The sequence below is a fragment of the Streptomyces sp. NBC_00190 genome (assembly GCF_036203305.1).
In the GTDB taxonomy this organism is placed as follows: Bacteria; Actinomycetota; Actinomycetes; order Streptomycetales; family Streptomycetaceae; genus Streptomyces.
Genome location: NZ_CP108131.1, coordinates 517,195 through 539,855, shown reverse-complemented (window position 1 = coordinate 539,855; position 22,661 = coordinate 517,195). Strand labels below are relative to the sequence as shown.

Genomic DNA, 22,661 nt, shown 5'->3' with positions numbered 1-22,661 from the left:
CGTCCCGAACGCCATGGCATGAGCCTCAGCCGACGTTGTGCGAAGCCGTCCGGCGCCCGCGGTCTGAGTACGGGGCCCTCGCGTGAGGTAGGTATCCGGACGGCTGTGCCGGGCTCGCTGTACGCGTTGGATAGGGGCATGAACGCAACTGCTCCCTCTGCAACGCTCCCGGTCCGGGCGGCTGGAGAAAAAGACCGCTCCCGGTTCTGGTCGGGCCTGTCCGCCGCCTTGTTCCCGGCGGCGGTCCTGGCGGTCGTCATGGTGCTTCTGTCTTCTGTGCGGGTGTCGGGCTGTGTGACGTACGGGGTGCAGTGCACCAGGGGGCTTCCCGGGTGGCTGTTCGTCTGGAGCGCCGGCCTCGGCGCCCTGGCGTTCGTGGTTGCCCTGGCCGCTCCGGCCCTGCGAGTGCGGCAGGCGGCGCTCGGCGTCCAGCTCCTCGCGGAATGCACGGCGCTTCTGGTGATCCTCAGCTACTACGCATGACCCGCCGCGCCTCGGCGACGGCGCCGCCGGGTAGCCGCAACGGAGGCGGCGCATGCGGACCGGAACGTCTGTGAACTCGGGTGGGCTTCATTCGCGGCGCGGGTCGAATGCGCCGTCAGGAAGAATGTGGGTGTGTTCAGACGTCAGCGGCCGAAGCCACCCGTGGATGTTCGACTTGACCCCTATCGTCATGCTGCTGCTCGCCTTGTGGATGGGGACGAACAGGTCGGCGTGCTCCTGACCAGAGTCACCACTTGGTGGTGGCGGGAAGGCCCGATCTGGCGAAGGCGGTGGGTGAAGCCGCAAGAGCTTCCTGAGTGGGCAGTGTTTCGTGTCGGTGCAACACAGCAGTTGCCCGTGTTCGAGGACGGGATCGTCGGTGCTGACGAGCTTGATGAGGAGCTTGGGGACTGGGCCTCGGGATTCTTCCGACTGAGGGGCCAGCGGTTCACAGTCGATTGGCTCGGCGAAGACGAGGCTGATGCTGTGCGTAGGGAGCACGGCTGGACGAGCGGCTGACCTTCCCCACCCGGCTGTACGGCAGCACCCGCCTCCTGGTCCGGTCGCGGGGCCGGCTGGCTAGGGCAGTTGCTTCTCATCGGCGGCCTCCACGAGCTCGTTGACCAACTTCGTTGCCAGCATGTACGTGACCCGATAGCAGCCGTCGCAGCCAAGTGCACCGTGCCCGATGCAAGACACCCGGTGAACACGCACCGTTGGCTACTCGGCGCGCTTCTCCTTGACCGACCCCGCGGCGGCTGCCGATCAGACCGCGGACAAGGGGGTGTGGGATGGGGGCGCTCGCCCGCCCGCGGTGCACGGAGAATTTATTGAACACGTTCAGCCCAGCTGGCAGAATGGATCCATGCCGCCCGACGGGCGGACACGTCCATTTCGCCGTGCCACGAGGGGGGGGTGGCCGTGTATCAGAAGCGGTCGTACGGCCGGATGTTGCCGGTTTCGGCGCTGGTGGGTTGCCTGGAGGTCGCGCTCGCCGTCCTGGTGGTCCTTCTGTACGTCCGGACGCAGCCGCCGCCGGACACCCCCGTCGACAGCACCGCCCTGGTGGCGAGCCTGCTCTCCCTCGGCACGATCGTCGGCGTGATCGCGTTCCTGCTGTCCCTGGTTTTCGTGCTGCCGGCGGTGGCGCTGGCCGATCTGCTCGGCCGCCGGATCGGCGGCCGCGAGGCGTGGTGGTGGGTGCCGCTGATGGTGGCGGCCCTCGGACGGCCGGGTCACGGCCTTCGGCGTCGGCGAGCACGACCCCGGCAACCAGGAGAGCGGCCCGTCGCGGCAGTGCTCGGGCTCCGGCACCTGGTCGTACGAGCCCGGGCGGGACGTCTGGACCCAGGAGGTCCGCATCCGCGTCCCGGGGTGTTCCTGGCCGGCGTGGAGCGTCGGCGGTACCGACCGGAAGCCCCGGATCTACCAGCATGTCGGTCATCCGGACTCCGGGGAGCTGTACCAGCTGCGGAAGGCCACCAACGGCTCCTGATGGCGGGAACGCTACTTCAGCCTGACCGAAGTGAGGCCAGTCATCGCCTGATGTCCTTGAACGCCACCAGCGGCGCCCGGATCGGTGCTTCGTTCGGACCGTCACCCCTTCAGGCCGATGCGGGGAGAGCCGCGGGGCGCCACAAACCGGGGGCGTCGTGTGGAGTCCGGGGCCTACGAAGAGTGGCGCCTCTACCCGACCCTCGAGGCCCGCGACACCGACTGTTCCGATCGCACCCTCACCCTTCCGTAGTCCCGCTGGAGGGGCGCTGCCCGGATGCCGGATCGGGACCCCGCCGCCCGCCCGGCCCGCCCCCGCCCGCCACTCAGCTCGGCCGGCCGGTCAGGCATGGGGGTTCTCTGTCGGCCGCGCCCTGGCGTCCTGCGGGTCGCGCTGCCGGGCCGTCGCGGACCAGGGCCGACGCCCCGAAGCCCGTCCACCGGGCGGCCCCGCGCCCATCGGGAATACCTCAGGCGTACCCCCGGTTCCAGAGTATAGTTGAAACATAAACAACCTTGGGAAGGGGAGTCATGCAGTTCGGGATCTTCACCGTCGGTGACGTCACGGCCGATCCGACGACCGGACGCGTGCCCGGCGAGCACGAGCGCATCAAGGCGATGCTCACCATCGCGCAGAAGGCCGAGGAGGTCGGCCTCGACGTCTTCGCCACCGGCGAGCACCACAACCCGCCGTTCGTCCCCTCCTCGCCGACGACGATGCTCGGCTACATCGCCGCGCGCACCGAGTCCCTGATCCTTTCCACGTCGACGACGCTGATCACCACGAACGACCCGGTGAAGATCGCCGAGGACTTCGCGATGCTCCAGCACGTCGCGGACGGCCGCGTCGACGTGATGACGGGCCGCGGGAACACCGGTCCGGTCTACCCCTGGTTCGGCAAGGACATCCGCGACGGCATCGACCTCGCCATCGAGAACTACGCGCTGCTGCGTCGGCTGTGGGACGAGGACGTCGTCACCTGGAAGGGCAAGTTCCGCACACCGCTGCAGTCCTTCACCTCCACCCCGCGCCCGCTGGACGGCGTCGCGCCCTTCGTGTGGCACGGCTCCATCCGCTCGCCGGAGATCGCCGAGCAGGCCGCTTACTACGGCGACGGCTTCTTCCACAACAACATCTTCTGGCCGTCCTCCCACACCAAGGAGATGGTGAACCTGTACCGGCAGCGCTACGCCCACTACGGGCACGGCACCCCCGAGCAGGCCATCGTCGGGCTCGGCGGCCAGGTATTCATGCGCAAGAACTCGCAGGACGCGGTGCGCGAATTCCGCCCGTACTTCGACAACGCGCCGGTGTACGGCCACGGCCCGTCCCTGGAGGAGTTCACCTCCCAGACACCGCTGACCGTCGGCTCGCCGCAGGAGGTCATCGAGCGAACCCTGTCCTTCCGGGACTACGCAGGCGACTACCAGCGCCAGCTCTTCCTGATGGACCACGCGGGCCTGCCCCTGAAGACCGTCCTGGAGCAGCTCGACCTGCTCGGCGAGGAGGTCGTGCCGGTGCTGCGCAAGGAGTTCGCGAACCTGCGCCCGGCCGGCGTACCGGACGCCCCGACGCACTCCGCCCGCGTGGCAGCAGCCCAGGAGAAGGAGGAGACGCAGGCATGAAGCTCATCGTCGTATCGGCGGGTCTGAGTTCGCCCTCCTCGACGCGGCTACTCGCCGACCGGCTCGCGGCCGTGACGCTGGGGCACGTGGACGCCGAGCTCGAAGTGATCGAACTGAGGGAACTGGCGACAGAGATCGGTCGGCATTTCGTCACCGGGTTCCCGCCCGCCCGACTCGCCGCCGCGCTCGACGCGGTGGCAGCCGCGGACGGCCTGATCGCCGTGACGCCGGTTTTCGCGGCGTCGTACAGCGGCCTGTTCAAGTCGTTCTTCGACGTCATCGACAAGGACGCGCTCACCGGGAAACCGGTGCTCCTCGGCGCGACCGGCGGCACGGCCCGGCACTCCCTGGTCACCGAACACGCTCTGCGTCCCCTGTTCACCTACCTGCGCGCGCTCGTCCTGCCAACCGCCGTGTACGCGGCCTCGGAGGACTGGGGCGAGTCGGGGCTGGCGCAGCGGATCGCCCGTGCGGGCGCGGAGCTGGCGCGCTTCATGGCGCCCGCCGCCCCTGACGTTGACACCGCCGTCGCGATCGCGCCCCGTTCGCTGACGGGGGCGATCACGTCGGTGGCTCCGGCGGACGGCTTCGAGCTGGTGCCGTTCGAACAGCGGCTGGCCGCGCTACGGGCCGACTAACCTCAACCGCTCCGGGTCCAGAGCCTTTCCCCCCGTACCGGCCGCCGGTGTCCGGCAGCCGGTACGGAGTCCCGGGCTGGCTACTCCGGCGGCCTCCGGTGGCCTCCGGCCCGGCAAGATCAGGACGGCCTCGGTACCTGCATGGAACGTTTCGGCGGCGGTCACCGCTCACGGGCCGGCCCAGCCCTCATCGGCCCCATGCTCACGCAGTACGTTGCCCCGTATCGCAGGGCGCTTCACGAAGCCGATCGATGTCAGATCTGAGCGTCCGAGCTACGCAACACCGTGTGGGTCTGCCACACTTCGGCGCGAACATCATCGGGCGTCATCTGGGTCAGATGCCTGGGTGCTCAACGGGAGGGGGAGCCGCGGTGCAACCGATCGTCATCGTCCTGATCATTCTGGTGGTGCTGGTCTTCATCGCCCTGATCAAGTCGATTCAGGTGATCCCGCAGGCCAGCGCCGCCATCGTGGAGCGCTTCGGCCGCTACACGCGCACGCTCAACGCGGGTCTGAACGTCGTCGTCCCGTTCATCGACTCGATCCGCAGGCGCATCGACCTGCGTGAGCAGGTCGTGCCGTTCCCGCCGCAGCCGGTCATCACCCAGGACAACCTGGTCGTCAACATCGACACGGTCATCTACTACCAGGTGTCCGACGCCCGCGCCGCGACGTACGAAGTCGCCAGCTACATCCAGGCCATCGAGCAGCTCACCGTCACCACGCTGCGCAACATCATCGGCGGCATGGACCTGGAGTGGGCCCTGACCTCGCGTGAGGAGATCAACGCGGCCCTGCGCGGCGTCCTCGACGAGGCCACCGGCAAGTGGGGCATCCGCGTCAACCGCGTCAAGCTGGGGACCATTGAGTCATCCGCTTCTGCCCAGGACTCGATGGAGAAGGCGGAACGCGCCGAGGCCGATAAGCGGGCGGCCGTGCTGAGACGGGCGGAGACAGGACGCGAAGTGGCCGCCGTCATCGCCGGCGGGAAGAGGGCGGCACCGATCGCACCACCGCCGCGTCCCCAGGGGGATTTCCAGCCCAGGCACCAGCCGTTACGGGAGGGCGATCCCCGCCGCATTGACCGTTACCAGCTCACGGCCCGGCTGGGCCAGGGCGGCATGGGGACGGTCTATCTCGGTCGCTCCCCTGGGGAGCGCATGGTCGCGGTCAAGGTCATCCAGCCTGAGTTGGCTGCCGATCCCGCGTTCCGGCGGCGGTTCGGTCGCGAGATCGAAGCCGCACGTCGTGTCGGAGGATTCCACACCGCGTCGGTGGTCGCCGCCGACGCACACAGCGAACCGCCGTGGCTGGTCACCGAGTACATCCCCGGCCCGTCGCTGCACGACGTCCTGCGGCAGCACGGTGCTCTGCCCGTCAAAACCCTCCAGGTCCTGACCGTCGGTATCGCCGAAGCCCTTGAGGGCATTCACGCCTGCGGCATCGTCCATCGTGACCTCAAGCCCAGCAACATCATCATTTCCGACACCGGCCCTCGCGTCATCGACTTCGGCATCGCCCGAGCCCTCGACGGCACCGCGATAACCCGTACCGATCAAGTCATCGGCACACGGGGCTTCCTCGCCCCGGAGCAGCTCACCGGCGCACCGATCACCTTTGCCACGGACGTCTACGCTTTCGGCATGGTGCTGTGCCACGCCGCAGGGGCCGTGCCGTCCGAGGACGGCGAATCCCTCGAATCTGCCCTCAGCCTGCTGCCGTCCCGCCTGTTCGCCCTCATAGCTCGCTGCCTTGACCGTGATCCGGAATGCCGCCCGACGCCCACTCAGGTACTGGAACAGCTCTCGCATAGCCGTTCCTCGGCCGGCGACTGGCTGCCGCCTCCCGTACGCACGATGGTCGAACTGCACCATGCCCCTACCGCGACCTCGGCGGACTGACCGTCCCGGCTCCCGCGTTCCTCGCACGCCCTGCAATGCCTGGTCGACCGTCACTGGCTGCCGCACACCGTCCTGTTGGGCCTTGGGCCTTGGGCCTCGCCATCGGCGTGATCGCGCTGCCGTACGCGGTGACTACCGAGCGGCCGGACCACCGGTTTGCTGTTGCCGTGTTCGTGGGCGGTCACAGCCACTGCGCGGATGAGTGGCGACGCTCTCCCGCTCAATAGTCAGCGCCGTCTCCGTCTCCGTCTCCGCCATCGCCGAGCTGGTGCTGCGTGCGTGCCGCGGGCCCGGGGAACGCCCCGCGCGGAGGGGCACCCGCTGATGTTCACCCCCACCGAAAGGGCCGCTTTCACCGCCTGCCGTTGTCCGTGGCCGGGGAGAGGCGTTCGGGGGCACCGGCGTGGCTCGGTTGACCCGTCGGGCCAAGGGCCGCAGAGTCAGGACGCGGCGCCACGCGTGCGCCGACACCCCTGCCCGCCCGGCCCGCCCGTGCAAAGACGCCCGTCCGGGACACTGGGCGGCCCTGACCTCCGGGAGCGGTTGTGCCGATGGTCGTCGACCTGGTCGTGATCGGCGCGGCCATCACCTTCGGGCCGCTGCACAACAGCGCTTTCATCCTGCTGCTCGCGTCGCGCCGCGGTGTTCGCAAGGGGCTCGCCTTCCTGCTGTCCTGGCTGGTCAACCTGGTCGCGGTGGTCGCCTGCGTCATGCTGCTGACCGGTGGGACGCCGCCCATCCACCACAGCACGCCGTCAACCGCCGCGGTCGCCGCCAAGCTGGCGATCGGCGTGGGCCTGGTGCTGTTCGGCGGCTACCGGCTCCGGCAGCCGTCCCGCCCGTACCGGCCACCGAGCTGGACGGCCCGCATCGACAACGCCTCGCTCGGCACCTCCGCCGCACTCGCCTGGTTGCTCCAGCCGTGGGCCCTGGTCGGTGCCGGCGCCGCCACGGTCGTCGACGCCGACCTCTCCTCCCTCTCCGACTGGCTCGCGCTGACCGGCTACTGCCTGCTGGCCACCCTCAGCCTTCTGGTCATGGAGCTCTACACCGTCTGGGCGCCGGACGCCGCGCAGGCTCGGCTGAACGCTCTGCGGACCTGGCTCGAGCATCACCAGGACCAGCTGATCGTCACCCTCGCGCTGCTGGCCGGACTCTGGCTGACCAGCAGCAGCATTTACGCGCTCGTCGCCTGATGGGCGTCGTGCGATGTGCACTGGGTGCCCACCGCGCACACCGGCACAATACGAGTGCGGCCGTGCAGGGGAACGGCCACTCCTACACCACGGTCTTCCAGCAGTGCACCACCATCAACCTCCGCATCGGGGGACGGCCGGTCTGGGTCCGCGCGGTGGACGTGACCGTGCACCTCTCGCATGACGCCTTCTACTCGACCAAGTTCGCGGGGCAGCCGGTCTGGGCCGACTACTGGATCCCCGGCCGGAAGGGCTACACCTCGGAAGCGTCCGGCACCGCCGACTCCACCGGTGATGCCTGGCTGACGTTCCGGCTGATCGCCCCGCCCACCGGCGCCGAACTCGACATCCTGTCGAGCGCCAGCGACACTTCCACCCGTACCTACCCCGTGCACAAGTGGGTCACGATCGCCTGCTGACCGGCCGGAGTCACGTGCTGCACCGCGGTCTGTCGTACAAGGAGTTTCCGGACGGCAGCCATCTCAACGGCACCGGTTACACCCTTCACCCGGGCGACGGGATCCCGTTCACCTTTGAGCTGCTGATGCGGCCCTACGCGTTTCTCCGGCCGGGCGATGAGGTCGCCGACGCCGCCGGGCGGGCATGGCAATTCGACGGGCCCTGGGACTGGACCGCCTTCGACGCAGCGGGGCCAGGTACGGGCCCCGAGTGGCCGCTCGTCCTACTCACACGCTCCGGAGCGCCCTGCTCCGTCGTGGACGCGGAGGCAGTCGCCGAAGGCACGGCTACCGGTTCCCATCAGAAGACCCTCCGGCACTGGATGTCGCTCACCGAGGCATCGCCCACGCCCCAAGGGCTGTCCCGCTAAAGGCGCTTGGGACGCGCACCAAGTGCGGAGCGGATACCTGAGAGACTCCGACATGGCTGCCGTGGCGTGACCGTTCGAGAGGGAACCACATGACGCAGCAAGGGATCACCGCGATAGAACGCATGGACGGCTCGGCCGCGGTGCAGGCCGAGGACGCGTTCAAGCTGCTCGACGTCATCGGAGCCGAGCGGGTGCTGTTGAACGTCCACCCGGCGAGCGAGGCGGCGTCGGCCGCGCCGCCTACCGGGCATGGGGATACCGCAAGATCGGTTACGGGGCAACGCTTAGAGTGACGAAATGCCCCTGCCTGCCGACCGGCTCGCCCTCGACCTGCTCGACGCCCATCTGGAGGCCCTCTGGTACGGAGCGGACCTCCCGCTCCCGGAGGGCCCCGCCGGCCTCGCCGAAGCAGGAACGGGCGAGACAATTCACTGGACCCTCGACCGGCTCCGGAGCATCCCCCGCGAGCCGAAGGACGTCTTCGCCCGCCAAGTCGGCAGCTTGCTGACGGAGTTCCGCAGCCGCCGCTGCCCTTGGAACGCGGCGGCTCTGCGGCTGCTCGACGACGTCTACACCTTCGCGGCCACCGGCCCCCGTCGGCACCAGGACTGGGCGCACGACGTGCTCGCCGTGCTGCACCGACAGGTCGACGACCCCCGAGGCTGGGTCCGACTGGACTGGGACCTCAACGACACCGCCCGCCTCTCCGTGCCCGCGTACCCCTTCGACCCGCCGGCCGCATCACAGTTCCCCGACCGCCTGTACCCCCTGGAGGCGCGGGCAGCGGTCGCCGCGCTCGCCGTCATGACCGAGGAATGGCAGTCGGAACCCGCCCCCGTCCGCTTGCGCCCCGACCGGGACGCGGTCCTGGCGGACGCCCGAACCCTGCTCGACCGGTACGGACCCACCGCGAGCTACTGGACCAACGCGACGGCCGCCGCCTCTGACCCGGCCCCGGACTTCCTCGCGGCAGGCCTCCAAGGCACCCGCTCCCATTGCTTCCTCACCTCCGCGTACCTCAACGGCCTCGACCTGTTCGACGATCTGGGCCTGATCGCGGTGGCTGACGACGAGGTGGGCGTCTTCTGGTCGTTCGGCGCGTACTGACGTACGGTCGGCCCGCGGCGGGTTGGTGCGGCCGATGGTGCGGAGGCGGCCCGGTTCGGCGGCGAGCTGCTCGACCGGCCGACCGCCGTTGACGACGTTGCATCGCGCGATCCGTCGGGATCTGCCGCCGGGGGAGCGGGCGGGGCAGGCTCGTGGTGCGCGTGCCGCGGGTCGGATCCTTCCGTCGTCTACTTCAAGAGGCGGCCCAGGCCGGAGGCACTGGCCGGGGCGGGCGACAGCCCCGAAACGAGACCGCCGACCTGGCGCTTCGCGTCCCGGACCGTCGGGGCGAGGAACTTGAGCGACAGGAGGTTGTCGAGGGCCAAGGGGCCGGCCAGGGAGTCGGCGCCCTGGCGTGCGGTGGCGGGAGCGGCCTGAGCTGGGTGTAGGTCCCCCGAGGGGTACGGGCCCCGGCCCGCGAAGGGCGGGATGCTCACTCGTCTGGGACGCCTGCACACTCCGGAACGCGCCGGGTACGGGATGATCACGGCCGCGAGACCCGTATCACCCGATCGCCACGGGGTCGAGGTTGCCCAGCACCGCGCACGTTGAGTAGCCATGCATGTACATTCTGTAACTACGATGTTGGGCGGTCGGGTCTCGCGATGACGGCGTGACGGGACCGGCCATTCGGTGAACCCGTGAACTGTGCAAGGAGTCAGCTGATCATGTCTGCACCTGTCGTTGATGTCTGGGGACCGGCTGCCCCTGGAGCCCGCTCCTCGTTTCCTCCCGCGCCGGAACCGCATGACGAATGGCGCCTCGACGGCGGAACGGCCTGGGTCTACTACAGCCCGCTGAACCGCAGGCAGCTCATCAGGCCCGTCATCCTCTCCGATGGCTTCTCCAGCGGGTCGAGCAACGTGGACCAGCTCTGGCACGGCCTGGAGGAGAACGGCGACTACCGCTTCGTCTCCGAACTCCACGCGGCAGGCCGGGATGTGATCATCCTCGGCTACGACGACCGCGCGGCTTCCATCGCGGACAACGCCGACACCGCCATCGAATGCATCCGCCGGGCCCTCGCCGAGCGCGTGGGCCGGGCGAAGCTGGCCGTGGGCGGATTCAGCATGGGCGGAATGGTCACCCGCTACGCGCTGGCCAAGATGGAGCACGACACCAAGCTCCCCGACCACGAGACGTCCCTCTACTTCTCCTACGACTCCCCCCACCAGGGCGCATGGTTCCCCATCGCCCTCCAGGCCTTCACGCACTACGCGGCGGACAAGTGGGGAGACACGCCCGTCGCGGGCCCCTACCTGCGCCAGTTCTCCGGACTGCTCAACAGCCCCGCCGCGAAGCAGATGGCACGGTGGCACATCGGGAAGGTCGGCGACACCCCGCAGCAGGCACCGGAGCGGGTGGCGTTCCTGCGGGCGCTCGACGAGCTCGGGGGATGGCCGCGCAACGTCCGGAAGGTCGGTGTCGCCAACGGCATGGACACCGGTGCCGGCAACGGCGTCAAGCCCGACGTGATCGCGGTGAGGTGCAACGGTGAAACGCTGCACGACACGTGGCTCAAGACCCAGGCGCAGGGAGACCAGGTGGTCGCCAGCCTGCAGAAGACGGGCGAGGAGGCGACCTTGGTGCGTACCAGTGGGCTGCCCGACATCGACGGCGCTCCCGGGGGCCTGTTCACCATGCCGACCCCCGACGGCGACCCCGGCAGCTTCGGCCTCGCCGGCCTCCTCATGACCCTTCTCCGCAATGCGGTGGACCCGGACGTCATCCGCACGTCCTGCTTCATCCCCAGCATCAGCGCCGTCGCGGCCGGCGACATCAACGACCCGAAGGCGCTCTACCGGCCGATCGCACCGGACCACAGTGCACTGGACGCCTTCGTGTGCGCCAGCCGCAACGAGGGACACACCACCATGACCGAAGAACTCGGCGCGTGGATCGTGAACGAGATCGTCGCCGTCGGGTGACCGCCGGGGTGGGCGGGCCGCACCAACGGGCCCGCCCACCCCTCCTCGCCGACACCGCTCGAAGCATCAGAGCCGTCGCCGTCGGGACCAGCGGATCGGGTGGCCGGTCGGGCCGGGAGTGAGTCAGGTGCCGTCGCCGAGCAGGTGGAGTTCGTACGGATTCTCCGCCTCGACGGTGAGTTCGCCGTCGACGGTGCTGGTGCGCAGGTCGACGACGTGGTGGCGGAACCAGTCCTCTCCGTCTTCCCCCTCCCCGCCCAGCGTGACGACGGCGGTGTGCGGGGTCAGGTAGCCGCCGCTCCACTCGATGAAGACTTCGTCCGGGTCGTATCCGAAGGCCTCGATGGGGAGGGTGAGTGTCGCCTCGCCGTCGGGGTGGCGGTGGAAGGCGACGTCTGTCTGGTCGTGGTGGACCGTCACGAACTGCTCCCCCCGGGGAGAACGCGCAACCGGGCCGGTGGCCGTAGGACTGGTCGGAGTGCGGTTCCAACGGGGAAGTCCACGTCATGTCCCCGGTGCGCGTGAGGCAGACCACCGCGTTCAGTGTGGTGTAGGCCATCCGTCGTAGATCGATGGAGACGTCCGCCTCCTCGGCCTGGTGGCCATGGAGGGGCCGGAACACCGCCGCGGGTGTCAGGGGGCCGAGGTCACCGGAGGCCAGGTCGTAGGCACGGATCTCTCCGTCGATGTGACGTGTGACGACCTGTGGGGCAAGAGGGACAACCCTGCGCCGAGGCTAACGCCCAAGGGACGTCCGGCACGGGGGCGGGCTGGCCGACCGGGGGGCGTGTGCGGGGGAGCGGGTGTTGGCTGGATGTCGGCGTCCGGCTTGGGCTTGTGGATCACCGACCGTTAACCTCCCGCTAGTTGCTCAAGTCAACCAATGGGGATCGGTATGAACGACACCACCGAACACTTCCGCAGCCACGTGGAGGAGATTCTTGACGCCCTGGAAAAGGAACCGGGCCGTGAGGTCCTGGTACACGGGGTCCGGCGCGTAAGCGCGGGTGAACTGCGCGGCCTCGTCTACGGCATGGCCCGCGCGCTGCGGTCCCAGGGGGTGAGGCGCGGTCAGACGGTCACGCTCCTTTCCGGCAACCTTCCCGAGACGCTCGCGGCCCGCTACGCCGCCGGGCTGCTCGGCTGCGCCGTGAACCACCTCTACGCCGGCCTTTCGGCCGACGTGCACGCCGACATCCTCCGGGACGTCGAGACCCGGGCGCTGATAGTCGACCCCGCCTACCGCGGGCGCGCCGCCGACCTGGCCCAGCGGGTGCCGCTGAAACGGGTGCTGGTCCTCGGCGGAGGCAGCGGCGCGGGCACGGACCTGGTGAAGCTCGCCGGCGAAGAGTCCACGGCAGCCTTAACGGGTTCGGCGCGTCCGCAGGACATCTGCACCATCCGTCACACCGGTGGGACCACCGGTCATCCCAAGGCCATCTGCACGACCTTCGAACAGTGCGTGTCGATCGGACCGGACTGGTCCGAGGAGGGGCAGGTCAGGGCCCTGGTGTGCACCACCCTCGCGCATGCGGCGGGCCTCATGGCGGACACCACGCTGCGCCGCGGCGGCACCGTCGTCCTGCTGGACGAGTTCGAGCCCGGTGTCGTGCTCGCCGCCATCGAGCGCGAGCGCATCACCCACATGTTCCTGCTGCCGCCGCTCCTCTACCAGTTGATGGACCACCCCGAGGTCGACCGCACCGACACCTCCAGCCTGCGCATGCTCACCTACGGGGGCTGCGCCTCCTCCCCGACCCGCCTCACGGCGGCGGTCCGGCGCTTCGGCCCCGTACTGAACCAGTTCTACGGCCAGAACGAAGCGGGCGGGATCAGCATGCTCTCTCCCCAGGACCACGATCCGCGGCGCCCGGAGCTGCTGCGAACCGCCGGGAAGATCATGGAAGGCGTCGAGGTCGCCGTCCGTGACGCCGACGGACGGCACCTGCCCGTCGGCGAGCACGGCGAGATTTGCGTTCGTTCCCCGCACGTGATGAAGGGCTACTGGAAGCAGCCCGAGCTCACCGCGGAGGTACTGCGGGACGGCTGGCTGCACACCGGTGACATCGGGTTCGTCGACTCGGACGGATACGTCACGATCGTGGACCGGCTGAAGGACATGATCGTGGTGGTGGGAGGCCACGTGTACACGGTGGAACTGGAGGACGTGCTGAACTCCCATCCGCAGGTCCTGCAGAGCGCAGTGCTCGGAGTCCCCGACGCCAACCTCATGGAGCGGGTCCACGCGGTCGTCGTCCGCACGCCGGGCGGAGACGTCGGCGAAACGGAGCTGCGCGCCATGGTGCGGGACAGGAAGGGCGCCATGTACGAGCCCGCGAGCATCACCTTCGTCGACGCGCTGCCCCTGACCGACGTGGGCAAGCCGGACAAGAAGCTGCTCCGCGTCCGGGCTGCCGAGCTGGTCGCGTCTCCCTGACCGCAGACGAACCCGTGCCGGGACCGTGCCGAGTCTGCCGGGCCTGCGGACGTCGGTGAAGTACTGCCCGATCGAGACCTGTTCCAGGGTCGGCGTCATGAGTACGCAGAACCGACCCTTGAGTCACTCCTGTTGCAGATCGCCCGACAAGATGCCGTGTGGCAGGCCGAAAAGGACCTGAGGGCGCTCGGATCCGAAGGGGCCAGCGGCCTGCTGGAGATACGGCGAAACGGTCCGGGGACACTGCGCCGCCATGCGTTGCACGCGCTGGCGATGATCGGTGCCGGGGACGAGCTGAACGACCGGGACCGGCGGGCGCTGGAGCGCCTCGTTCGGATCAAGCTGCTGAACGACCGACCGCTGGATTACCACTCTGCCACGTGCCGGATCTCCCGATCGAACGACCGATGGCACGACGCAACACGCCTCAACGGCCCCGGAGTCCTGGCCTAGACAGCGGCCGCACAGCAGGTCCCGGGTAGCCGCACGAGTTCCGTTGACGTTCATGGCGGCGATGCTGCCAGCAGCCTCTGACAATGGGCGTACCGATCCACACACAGCTGACACCGGGCCGATTCCACCGCCCGCACGATGCGAGCCGCTGCACATCGATCAACAGTTTCACTTAATACGTAACCAGCAGGTCAGGACTTCTGCTGATGATGTCGGGTCTCCAGGATGGGGGCATGTCAAAGATCTGCGTCATCGGCGGAAGCCGGTACTTCGGAAAGCTCCTGGTCAAGCGCCTGCAGGCCGCGGGGCACCAGGTCACTGTGATCAATCGCGGTTCCACCCCGCCGCCCGCCGGTGTCGAGCACCTCGTTGTCGACCGAAACGACGAGGCCGCCCTGAAGGCCGTGCTCGACGCCCGAACCTTCGACGTCGTGGTGGACCAGGTCTGCTACACCCCGGTACAGGCGGCCATCGCCGCCCGCACCTTTGCCGCCCGCACCCGGCGCTACGTCATGACCTCCACGATCGAGGTCTACGACCCCGCGACCGCCGTGCTGCCGGCTGTGCCTACCGGCACGCCGGTGCGGGAGGAGGTCGTGGACCCGGCCACCTGGCCGGTGGCCATGGACCTTCCCTGGAACGACGACGCGTACCTGGAGGCGCACTACGCCGAGGGCAAGCGCCAGGCGGAGGCCGTCCTCACCCGCTCCGACGACTTCGAGTTCGCCAGCGTGCGCAGCGCCCATGTGCTCGGCGGCGGCGCGCAGGAGTTCACCGGCCGGCTGGCGCACTACACCGGGCGCATCACCCAGGGCGAAGAGATCACTGTGCACGCGAAGGCGCTGCCCACGGTCTTCATCCACTACGAGGAGCTGGCGGACCTGCTGCTGTGGGCAACCACAGCCGACTTCACCGGCCCGGTCAACGCCTGCTCCGACGGCCTGCTCGATGTGCACGACCTCGCCGCGGTCATCGCCACGCAGGTCGGCCGGGAGCCCGTCCACCGGACCGTCCCAGCGGGCGAGGACGCTTCGCCGTTCTCCTCGGACCGCCACTACGCCATGAGCAACGCCCGCGCGAAGGCGCTGGGCTTCCGCTTCTCCCGCACCACCGATTGGCTGCCCGGCGCCATCGCCGAAGCCCTCACCGCCCAGCCGTCACCCACCGCCTGAGGAATTTGAGCCGCCATGCAGTACCGCACCATCGCCCACACCTCCGTCAGCGCCATCGGCCTGGGCGCCATGCCCCTGTCCATCGAGCACCGCCCCGACGAACCGCGGGCGATCGCCACCATCCACGCCGCCCTCGACGCCGGCGTCACACTCATCGACACCGCCGACAGCTACCACTGGCACGCCGACGAGGCAGGCCACAACGAGCAGCTGATCGCCCGCGCCCTGGCCCGCTACGGCGGCGACACCTCAGACGTCCTGGTGGCCACCAAGGGCGGCCGCGGCCGTCCCGGCGACGGCAGCTGGACCGTCACCGCCACCCCCGCACACCTCAAGCAAGCCGCCGAAGCCTCCGCCAAGCGCCTCGGTGGTGACGCCATCGGCCTCTACCAGCTGCACAAGCCGGACCCGGCCGTACCCTGGGCAGAGTCCGTCGGCGCGCTGCGCGAGCTGCTCGACGCCGGCACGATCCGCGCCGCGGGAATCTCCAACGTGACTTCGGCCCAGATCCGCCAAGCGCATCACATCCTCGGCGACGGACTCGTTTCCGTGCAGAACCAGTACTCGCCCGCCGTCCGTGACAGCGAGCCCGAGCTGCAGCTGAGCGCACAGCTGGGATTGGCCTTCCTGCCCTGGAGCCCACTTGGCGGCATCTCGCGCAGCTCCCTCGACGGCCCTTCCGGTCCCACCTCCATCGGTACCGCCTTCCACCGCATCGCAGCCGAGCGCGGCGTCAGCCCCCAGCAGATCACCCTGGCCTGGCTGCTCGCCCACTCATCTGCCGTGATCCCGGTACCAGGAGCCAGCCGCCCGGCCTCCATCACCGACTCGGCCAGGGCAACCGCGCTCACGCTCAGCACCGAGGAGCTGGCGCAGCTGGAGGAGGGAGCGTCTGGGATCGGGTGAGGCCGGGCCGGATCACGAGGCCCGCACACCGCTGGGGGCTGGTTGCCGTCACATTCGACGGTCTCGACTGTCAATGGCCGCCGCAGCACTCCGAACTGATCGTCCGCCGGGCCGGACTCGGGCTGATGGCCTGGCGCGCCATGGCCATGCGCCTGTACGGCCCACGCACGTTGCCCCTGCTCTGCCCTCCTGTACATGGCCCGACCGCCCGCGCCTCAGATATCCAGAGGGGAGTCGTCTGCTCGCCGAGGAAGAGGTCGCATGCACGCCGAAGAACGGGCCAGGTCTGCCGAGGCACGGAAGGGCCGGGCACCGGCTCGCCAACCCCAGGCCGCGAGCCCGGCGCCGCCCCCGGGCCTCCTCGCGTTGCAGGGCAGCGTCGGCAACGCGGCAGTCGTCCAGATGCTCCGCCGGGCCGGACACCCAGAGGCCCAGGAACGGCACCAGCACGGCGCCGACTGCAACCACCAGCAGACCGAGCACCCCGTACAGCGCTCCACCGTCCATGACGTCCTGCGCACCCCGGGCAACCCCCTCGACGACGCCACGCGCAGCGAGATGGAAGCCCGCCTCGGCGCCGACTTCTCCGACGTACGGATCCACACCGGCGGGGCGGCCCGCGCTTCCGCGGCGGAGGTCGGCGCCCGCGCCTACACCTCCGGCAGCCACGTCGTCATCGGCGAGGGCGGCGCCGACCGGCATACCCTGGCCCATGAGCTGACCCACGTCATCCAGCAGCGGCAGGGCCCGGTGGCCGGCACGGACAACGGGTCGGGGCTGCGCGTCTCGGACCCGTCGGACCGCTTCGAGCGGGAGGCGGAGGCCAACGCCACCAGGGTCCTGAGCGGACCGGTGCCCGGCCGGGCGACGCAGGGCCCGGCCGAACGGACCGGCGGCGGCACGGAGTCCGTCCAGCGCTCCATCCACCCCTACCCGACGTCCGGCCAGCTCCCCAGCGAGGAGGTCGGGAAGGACCTGGTGGGCTTCGGCGAGAAGCTCGACGCTGCCGTCCAGATCGCCTGGCTCCAGGCCACCCAGAACCCGACCGACGCCAATCTCGCGCTGACGGACGGATATCTGGGCCGGTGGTCGGAGCAGTGGCAGGAATACCTCCAGGCCACACCGGCGAAGAAGGCGGAGATAGCCGCGATGGTCCCGGCCATGGCCGGCTACGCCATCGAGTCCCTCGCCACCAAGGTGTTCCTCACCGAGCGGAAATCCTGGACCGGTCCGGCCTCCGGCCTCACCTTCTCCGTGGCCATGCAGGTCACCCACGGCAACACCCGTCCCGATGTCGTCCTCCAGCTCGACGGGAGCGACGTCGCCTGGTACGACATCACGTCCGCGAAGAGCCTGGGGCACATCTTCGAGAAGGACGGCTCCGGCTGGCAGACCAAGCCGTACGTGGCCGAGATCGCCTATCCGCAGGTGACGGCACAGACGGTCGAGTCGAACGCGGCCAAGTGGCAGGCCGCGGGCAGCCCCGCCATCACGAACGACCCCATGATCTTCGCGAACTACTGGGTGGAGCGCGGGCGGTTCGAGGTGTCCATGAACTTCATGCGCCAGGACATCCTCAAGACCTCCCCCTCCCTCCTCGACCACGCCCGCAACGCGGCCGACAGCGTGACGGGCAACACGAACGCGGCACGCCGCCAGGAGTACATGAGGGCCTGCCTGGCGCTCTACAAGGCCGGGGTGCTCGCCGGCAACTCCAGCGCATCCGACGTGGCCACCGCGATCGCGGGCAGGGGCCAGACGCCTGCCGTCACGGCACTCGAACCACTTCCCAAGGACACCGCCGCGGTCATCCAGTGGCTCACCGGCAACCACAAGAAGTACGGCTTCCAGGGCAGCGACGGCAAGAGCAGCTTCAAGAGTCTGAGCGTCCAGCCCGGAATCGTCTGGCTCCAGGAGTGCGCCGCACACAAGCAGATCACCGTCTCGGACGCCGATGTCCTGGCCCACATCAGCACGAACTATCCGGAGGGCCTCACCGCGCTCCGCAACGCGGGGCTGGTCCCGTGACCCACAAGCCGCCACCCAATGGTCGGCTGAGCAGCGCTGGCCAGCGCTGACCGATGTCACCTGAGCCATCCCGCCGGGCAGCGCGAGGCGGGATGGGCAGGGCGCGGTCAGCTGAGAGTTCGAGCGGCTGCCGGCCCCGGCCCGGCCGGGGCCAGGACGGCGGACGCAAGGTGTTCGCGGAACCAGCGGTGCCCCGGGTCCGCCGAGTTGCGGGGGTGCCAGGCCATCCCGAGGTCCAGGGGTTCCAGGTCGAGGGGGACGGGGAACGTCCGCAGGCCCATGGCCGAGATGGTGTCGGGGAGCCAGTCGGCCAGGCTGAGCGCGACGAGGTCGGTGTCCCGGGCGAGCATCATCGCGCTCGTGTGGCTGGGCACGACGACCGCCGTCCGGCGGCGCAGTCCGAGTTCCGCGAGGGCGCTGTCGATGGGCCCGAGGCGTTTGCCGAGCCGGGAGATGCCGATGTGGTCGGCCGCGGCGAAACGGCGGGCGTCGATCCGCCCGCCGAAGAGGGGATGCCCGCTGCGGGCGATGCCGACCAGCGGCCTGCGGGTGAGCTGCCGGGTCCGGATCTCCGGGTCCAGGTGTCCCAGGACACCCAGTTCGACGTCCACCCAGCCCTGCCGCAGACCGGGACCGCCCTCCATCGCCTCCGGCAGGAAGACGACGTCCACCTGCGGGGCCTCCGCGTGGATCCGCTCGGTCAGGTTCCCGGCCACGCCCACCAGGAGCAGGTCGGTGGCCTGCACCGTGAAGGTGCGCTGGAGGTGCGCGGCGTCGAACCCGGTGCCGGGCCGCAGGACGCCGTCGCAACCGCGCAGCAACGCGCCCACCTCCTCCCGGAGTTCCACGGCGCGCGGGGTCGGGACCAGCCCCTGGCCGGCCCGGACCAGCAGCGGGTCGCCGACGGTACGGCGGAGCCGGGCCAGGGTACGGCTGACCGCCGCGGGCGAGGTACCGAGGCGCTCCGCGGCGCGGGTCACGCTGTTCTCCTGGAGCAGGGCGTCCAGGACTCGAAGCAGGTTGAGATCCATCAGTGGCTCCTGAACTGCAGGTTTACGTCTGCGGCAATGATTGAGTGTCAATCTTTGCATTGTTGTGGCACCCTCCGGCGCGGAGAGTGGAGACGCCGCGAAAACGCGTGGCATTCCTCCCTTCACCCCTTTCAAGGAGCCGCTGTGCAGCAGTCCCCCCGTACCGGTCGAGAAGGCGATGTCCTGGCCGTCGTCAGTCAGAGCGGACCGACCGTCTCGTTCTTCGACGCCGCCTCCGACCGGCACCTCGGCGATGTGCACGTCCCCGCCGAGCCCCACGAGTTGTGCTTCGATGCGACGCAACGACTGGTGTGGTGCACGCTCACGTACCACTCGGGCTACTACCACGCGAACGGCGGCCGGCGCACCGAACTGGCCGTCATCGACCCCGACACCCGCCGCATCGTCGAGGTCGTCGACCTCGCCCCGGAACACGGGCCGCACGGCCTGGCACTAGACCCGGTGCGCGGGCTGCTCTACGTCAGCGTGGAGGGCGCCGAGGACCGGCCCGGCGGTGTCGTGGTGATCGACACGGCGACCCGCCGGCCCGTGGGCAGGATCGACACGGACGCGCCCGGCCCGCACTGGTTCGCCATCGACCCGGTGGGGAGGACGGGTTACGCCACCAACAAGGAGGCGCCGTTCGTGTCGGTCGTCGACCTCGAGCGGGGCGTCCTCACCGCGAAGGTCGAGGTACCGGGCAGTGAGGGACTCGCCGTCTCCGCCGACGGCACGCACGCCTTCGTCGCCGCGCCCTACAGCAACTTCTCCGGCACCGCCGAGGAACGGCCGGCCACCGGTATCCGCGTGATCGACACCCGGACGGCGTCCGTCGTCGACATCCTTCCCACGGAGAACGTCATCCTGCCGGTGCACCTGACGTCGACGGGCAAGCTGCTCGCGGGCGAGTTGCGCATGACGGCCGACCCGGGGGCGCAACTCGGACGCCATGCACCGGGCCGCCTCACGGTGTTCTCCGCCGACACCCGCAAGCAGTTGGGCGAGGTCGAGGTGGGGCTCTTCCCGCTGACCATCACCTCGTCTCCCGACGGCCGACTCGCCTATGTGGCCTGCGTCGTCTCGTCCACCGTCGACATCGTCGACCTGGAGACGCTGGATCGCCTGGCCCGGCTGGACATCGCCAAGCTCGGCGAGCCCGGCGCGCACGGCCTGGCGTATATCCCGCGCCCTGCCTGATCGCCGTGCCGGCGGGCGTGGGTCGCCCGCCGGCGGGGCCTCGGCTCCCGGACTGCTGGCCCGAGGGTCCGGCCTTACTTCAGGTGCCGGGCGAAGAACCGGTTCCCGTCCTCCACCTCGAACCACGGGGTACCGACGTGTCCGCCCAGATTGGCGTGCAGCGTCTTCTCCTTGCTGCCGAAGGCGTCGAACAGGTCAAGGGCCCGCTGCCGGGGGTTCCCCTCGTCGTCCCACTGCAGCAGGAACAGCAGCGGAACGGTGACCTGCGGGGCCTCCTCGCGCTGGGCGCGGGGCACGAAACCCCCGGCGAAGAAACCGGCGGCCGCGATGCGCGGCTCGACCGCCGCAAGGCGGATGCCGACGGCGGTCCACCCCGAGTACCCGACCGAGCCGCCGATCTCGGGCAGCGCAAGGAGGGCGTCCAGGGTGGTCCGCCATTCCGGGACCGCCTTTTCGACCAGCGGGCCGACCAGGGACTCGAAGATTTCGTCGACCGGCTCGCCGACCTGCATCGCCCGGCGGAGGTCGGCGCGAGCCTGTTCGTCGGCGGCGGAACGGGGCCGGTCGCCGCACCCGGCGGCGTCGATGGCGGCCACCGCGTAGCCGTACGCAGCGCAATGCCGGGCCCGGGCCACCAGCCGGGCCGCCCCCTTGGGCAGGCCGTTGTTGTGGGCCATCAGGATCAGCGGGACCGGTGCGGCGGATTCAGGCGTCCACAGGGTGCCGGGGATCTCGCCGAGGGTGAATTCGCGCTCGAGGACGCCGTCGTCGAGGCGCTTCAGAAGTGAAGTGAAGGGCCATGGTCGTGCCTTTCGGGAGTGCTGTTGAACGGCGCTCCCGGACGACCTATCGCCCGACCGTGACCCCGGAGGAGAGCACCCATGTCGATACTGCGTTCACGGGTACCACCTCCTCGTTCTCTCGCACGGCCTGCGGAAACGTAACAGCGGTCGCCGTGGTCCGCCAAACGGGTTTTTGAGCGGGCTCCGTGACCGGATACCACGGAGCCGGAACACGACCAAGAGCAACTTGGGTTCGCATCGGGGCTTCCCGAGGTGGGGCCCTGCGACGCGGGGCGTGCCGGGGCCGTCTACCTGCACCTACTGCGGCTTCGGGCCCTTCATCAGCTTGCTGAGCTGTTCCAGGGGGCCTTCCTTCATGCCTCGGACGTAGTCCCAGCCGTTGTGGTCGCCGCCCTGTATCTCGTGGATCGTGACCTTGATCGGGCCCTTGCCGAACTGCTGCTGGAACTTCTCCATCCGGTCGCGGCCGCCCTCCTTGGTGCCGTATTGGAAGAGGACGTCCACCTCGGGGCCCTTGCCGTTGATCAGCTTCGGGGCGAGCTTCTCGGGGTTGTTAGCGTCCATTTCCGCCTGGTGGCCCTTCCAGAGCGGGGAGTCCGGGACGATCTCGCCGCCGTTGGCGATGACGGCCCGGAAGCGGTCCGGCTTCTGCAGAAGCTGCTTGAGGCCGACGAAGGCGCCGGAGGAGTTGCCCATGAAGGCCCAGCCGTCGCGGGACTTGTACGTACGGAAGTTGGCCCGGGCGAGGTCGGGTACGTCCTCGCCGATCCAGGTGCCCATCTTGGCCTGACCGGGGATGTCGGAGCCGTCGTAGTAGTACTTGCTGTCCGGGTTGAGGAGCGGCATGACCAGGATGAACGGGAGGCTCTTGCCGGCTGCGGCGCCCTCGGCGACGGCCGTCTGGAGGCCCAGCTTCGGCATGGTCGCCCAGTAGTTGTCGGCGTTCCCGTTGCCTCCGGGCAGCGCGATCATGACCGGGAAGGCGCTCTTCGCGTACTCGGGGCGGTCGTACTCCTTGGGCGTCCACACCCAGACGCTGCCGTCGAAGCCGGACTTGGCGCCCTTCACCCGGGCCTTGGATATGCGGGTGCCGTCCTCCAGCTTGACCGTCTGCTTGAAGTCGGTGAACGGACCGGTGGGGAGGGACACGTCCGGGTCCGCGCTCGGCGCGGAGGCCTGCTTCCCGCCCCCGGTCTCCTTGTTCTTGTCCTTGTCCGCTCCGGCAGCGGGCTTCCCGTAGCCGACGGACTCGCCGTTCCCGTCGAACCAGTCCGTCGTCCAGTAGATCAACCCGGAGCCGGCGCCGGCGAGCAGGGCCACGGCCACTGCGGAGCCGATCCACACCTTCTTGCGGGATCGCCTGGGCTGCTGCGACTGCGGGTACTCGTGCACGAACTTCGCTCCGAACAGTGCGGCTGCCCTGGGCGGGCAG

21 protein-coding genes and 2 pseudogenes are annotated in these 22,661 nt (G+C 69.6%); 18 read left to right on the top strand and 5 right to left on the bottom strand.

Going from position 1 to position 22,661, the window contains the following annotated elements; genetic code table 11:
* Positions 1–138 precede the first annotated feature (138 nt).
* From OG429_RS02865 to OG429_RS02815, 11 genes and pseudogenes are all read left to right on the top strand, one after another.
* A complete protein-coding gene (locus OG429_RS02865; protein WP_328923670.1) occupies positions 139–483 on the top strand; it encodes a hypothetical protein in 345 nt (114 codons plus the stop codon).
* 294 nt (positions 484–777) lie between these two features.
* Positions 778–1,002, top strand: coding sequence for a hypothetical protein (locus tag OG429_RS02860; RefSeq protein WP_328923669.1), 225 nt, complete (start codon positions 778–780; stop codon positions 1,000–1,002).
* Between the two features lie 1,506 nt (positions 1,003–2,508).
* Positions 2,509–3,603 (top strand): LLM class flavin-dependent oxidoreductase, encoded by a 1,095-nt coding sequence (locus OG429_RS02855; protein ID WP_328923668.1) that lies wholly within the window; start codon positions 2,509–2,511, stop codon positions 3,601–3,603.
* Positions 3,600–4,241, top strand: coding sequence for a CE1759 family FMN reductase (locus OG429_RS02850; protein WP_328923667.1), 642 nt, complete (start codon positions 3,600–3,602; stop codon positions 4,239–4,241). Before OG429_RS02855 ends, OG429_RS02850 begins: the two co-directional genes overlap by 4 nt.
* A 371-nt stretch (positions 4,242–4,612) precedes the next feature.
* Positions 4,613–5,248: pseudogene (locus OG429_RS02845) on the top strand (SPFH domain-containing protein); the annotation flags it as partial.
* Between the two features lie 114 nt (positions 5,249–5,362).
* Positions 5,363–6,142 carry a serine/threonine-protein kinase gene (locus OG429_RS02840; RefSeq protein ID WP_405959366.1) on the top strand — a complete coding sequence of 260 codons (780 nt, stop codon included), beginning with the start codon at positions 5,363–5,365 and terminating at the stop codon, positions 6,140–6,142.
* 551 nt (positions 6,143–6,693) lie between these two features.
* Positions 6,694–7,338 carry a GAP family protein gene (locus OG429_RS02835; protein WP_328930139.1) on the top strand — a complete coding sequence of 215 codons (645 nt, stop codon included), beginning with the start codon at positions 6,694–6,696 and terminating at the stop codon, positions 7,336–7,338.
* 62 nt (positions 7,339–7,400) lie between these two features.
* Positions 7,401–7,757, top strand: a complete 357-nt coding sequence (locus OG429_RS02830) for a hypothetical protein (RefSeq protein WP_328923666.1) — start codon at positions 7,401–7,403, stop codon at positions 7,755–7,757.
* On the top strand, positions 7,736–8,167 hold the full coding sequence (locus tag OG429_RS02825) for a hypothetical protein (RefSeq protein ID WP_328923665.1): 432 nt from the start codon (positions 7,736–7,738) through the stop codon (positions 8,165–8,167). Before OG429_RS02830 ends, OG429_RS02825 begins: the two co-directional genes overlap by 22 nt.
* 89 nt (positions 8,168–8,256) lie before the next feature.
* Positions 8,257–8,460: a hypothetical protein gene (locus tag OG429_RS02820; protein WP_328923664.1), complete on the top strand. Its 204-nt coding sequence runs from the start codon at positions 8,257–8,259 to the stop codon at positions 8,458–8,460.
* Between the two features lie 4 nt (positions 8,461–8,464).
* Positions 8,465–9,274 (top strand): hypothetical protein, encoded by an 810-nt coding sequence (locus OG429_RS02815; protein ID WP_328923663.1) that lies wholly within the window; start codon positions 8,465–8,467, stop codon positions 9,272–9,274.
* A gap of 188 nt (positions 9,275–9,462) precedes the next feature.
* Here the strand turns inward: OG429_RS02815 and OG429_RS02810 are convergent, their stop codons facing one another.
* Positions 9,463–9,711: a hypothetical protein gene (locus OG429_RS02810; protein WP_328923662.1), complete on the bottom strand. Its 249-nt coding sequence runs from the start codon at positions 9,709–9,711 to the stop codon at positions 9,463–9,465.
* Between the two features lie 231 nt (positions 9,712–9,942).
* Between OG429_RS02810 and OG429_RS02805 the strand changes: the two genes are divergently transcribed.
* A complete protein-coding gene (locus tag OG429_RS02805) occupies positions 9,943–11,202 on the top strand; it encodes an esterase/lipase family protein (RefSeq protein ID WP_328923661.1) in 1,260 nt (419 codons plus the stop codon).
* Positions 11,203–11,325: 123 nt separating this feature from the next.
* Here the strand turns inward: OG429_RS02805 and OG429_RS02800 are convergent, their stop codons facing one another.
* Positions 11,326–11,622, bottom strand: coding sequence for a hypothetical protein (locus OG429_RS02800; protein ID WP_328923660.1), 297 nt, complete (start codon positions 11,620–11,622; stop codon positions 11,326–11,328).
* 475 nt (positions 11,623–12,097) lie between these two features.
* Between OG429_RS02800 and OG429_RS02795 the strand changes: the two genes are divergently transcribed.
* The 5 genes from OG429_RS02795 to OG429_RS02775 all read left to right on the top strand — a co-directional run bounded on the left by OG429_RS02795 (position 12,098) and on the right by OG429_RS02775 (position 18,198).
* Positions 12,098–13,639, top strand: coding sequence for an AMP-binding protein (locus tag OG429_RS02795; RefSeq protein WP_328923659.1), 1,542 nt, complete (start codon positions 12,098–12,100; stop codon positions 13,637–13,639).
* 132 nt (positions 13,640–13,771) lie between these two features.
* A complete protein-coding gene (locus OG429_RS02790; RefSeq protein ID WP_328923658.1) occupies positions 13,772–14,092 on the top strand; it encodes a hypothetical protein in 321 nt (106 codons plus the stop codon).
* A 233-nt stretch (positions 14,093–14,325) separates the two neighbouring features.
* On the top strand, positions 14,326–15,264 hold the full coding sequence (locus OG429_RS02785) for an NAD-dependent epimerase/dehydratase family protein (RefSeq protein ID WP_328923657.1): 939 nt from the start codon (positions 14,326–14,328) through the stop codon (positions 15,262–15,264).
* A gap of 15 nt (positions 15,265–15,279) precedes the next feature.
* Positions 15,280–16,170 carry an aldo/keto reductase gene (locus OG429_RS02780; RefSeq protein WP_328923656.1) on the top strand — a complete coding sequence of 297 codons (891 nt, stop codon included), beginning with the start codon at positions 15,280–15,282 and terminating at the stop codon, positions 16,168–16,170.
* 261 nt (positions 16,171–16,431) lie between these two features.
* Positions 16,432–18,198, top strand: a complete 1,767-nt coding sequence (locus tag OG429_RS02775) for an eCIS core domain-containing protein (RefSeq protein WP_328923655.1) — start codon at positions 16,432–16,434, stop codon at positions 18,196–18,198.
* Positions 18,199–18,305: 107 nt separating this feature from the next.
* On the opposite strand, the gene OG429_RS02770 is transcribed toward OG429_RS02775, so the two are convergent.
* A complete protein-coding gene (locus tag OG429_RS02770) occupies positions 18,306–19,229 on the bottom strand; it encodes a LysR family transcriptional regulator (protein WP_328923654.1) in 924 nt (307 codons plus the stop codon).
* A 144-nt stretch (positions 19,230–19,373) separates the two neighbouring features.
* Here OG429_RS02770 and OG429_RS02765 point away from each other — a divergent pair, with 144 nt between their 5' ends.
* The gene (locus tag OG429_RS02765; protein ID WP_328923653.1) at positions 19,374–20,426 is read left to right on the top strand and encodes a YncE family protein; all 1,053 of its coding nucleotides are present in this window, start codon (positions 19,374–19,376) and stop codon (positions 20,424–20,426) included.
* A gap of 74 nt (positions 20,427–20,500) precedes the next feature.
* Here the strand turns inward: OG429_RS02765 and OG429_RS02760 are convergent.
* Positions 20,501–21,227, bottom strand: a pseudogene (locus tag OG429_RS02760) (dienelactone hydrolase family protein).
* Between the two features lie 299 nt (positions 21,228–21,526).
* Entirely contained in the window at positions 21,527–22,621 is a 1,095-nt protein-coding gene (locus OG429_RS02755; protein ID WP_328923651.1) for an alpha/beta hydrolase, read from the bottom strand.
* Between the last annotated feature and the right edge of the window lie 40 nt (positions 22,622–22,661).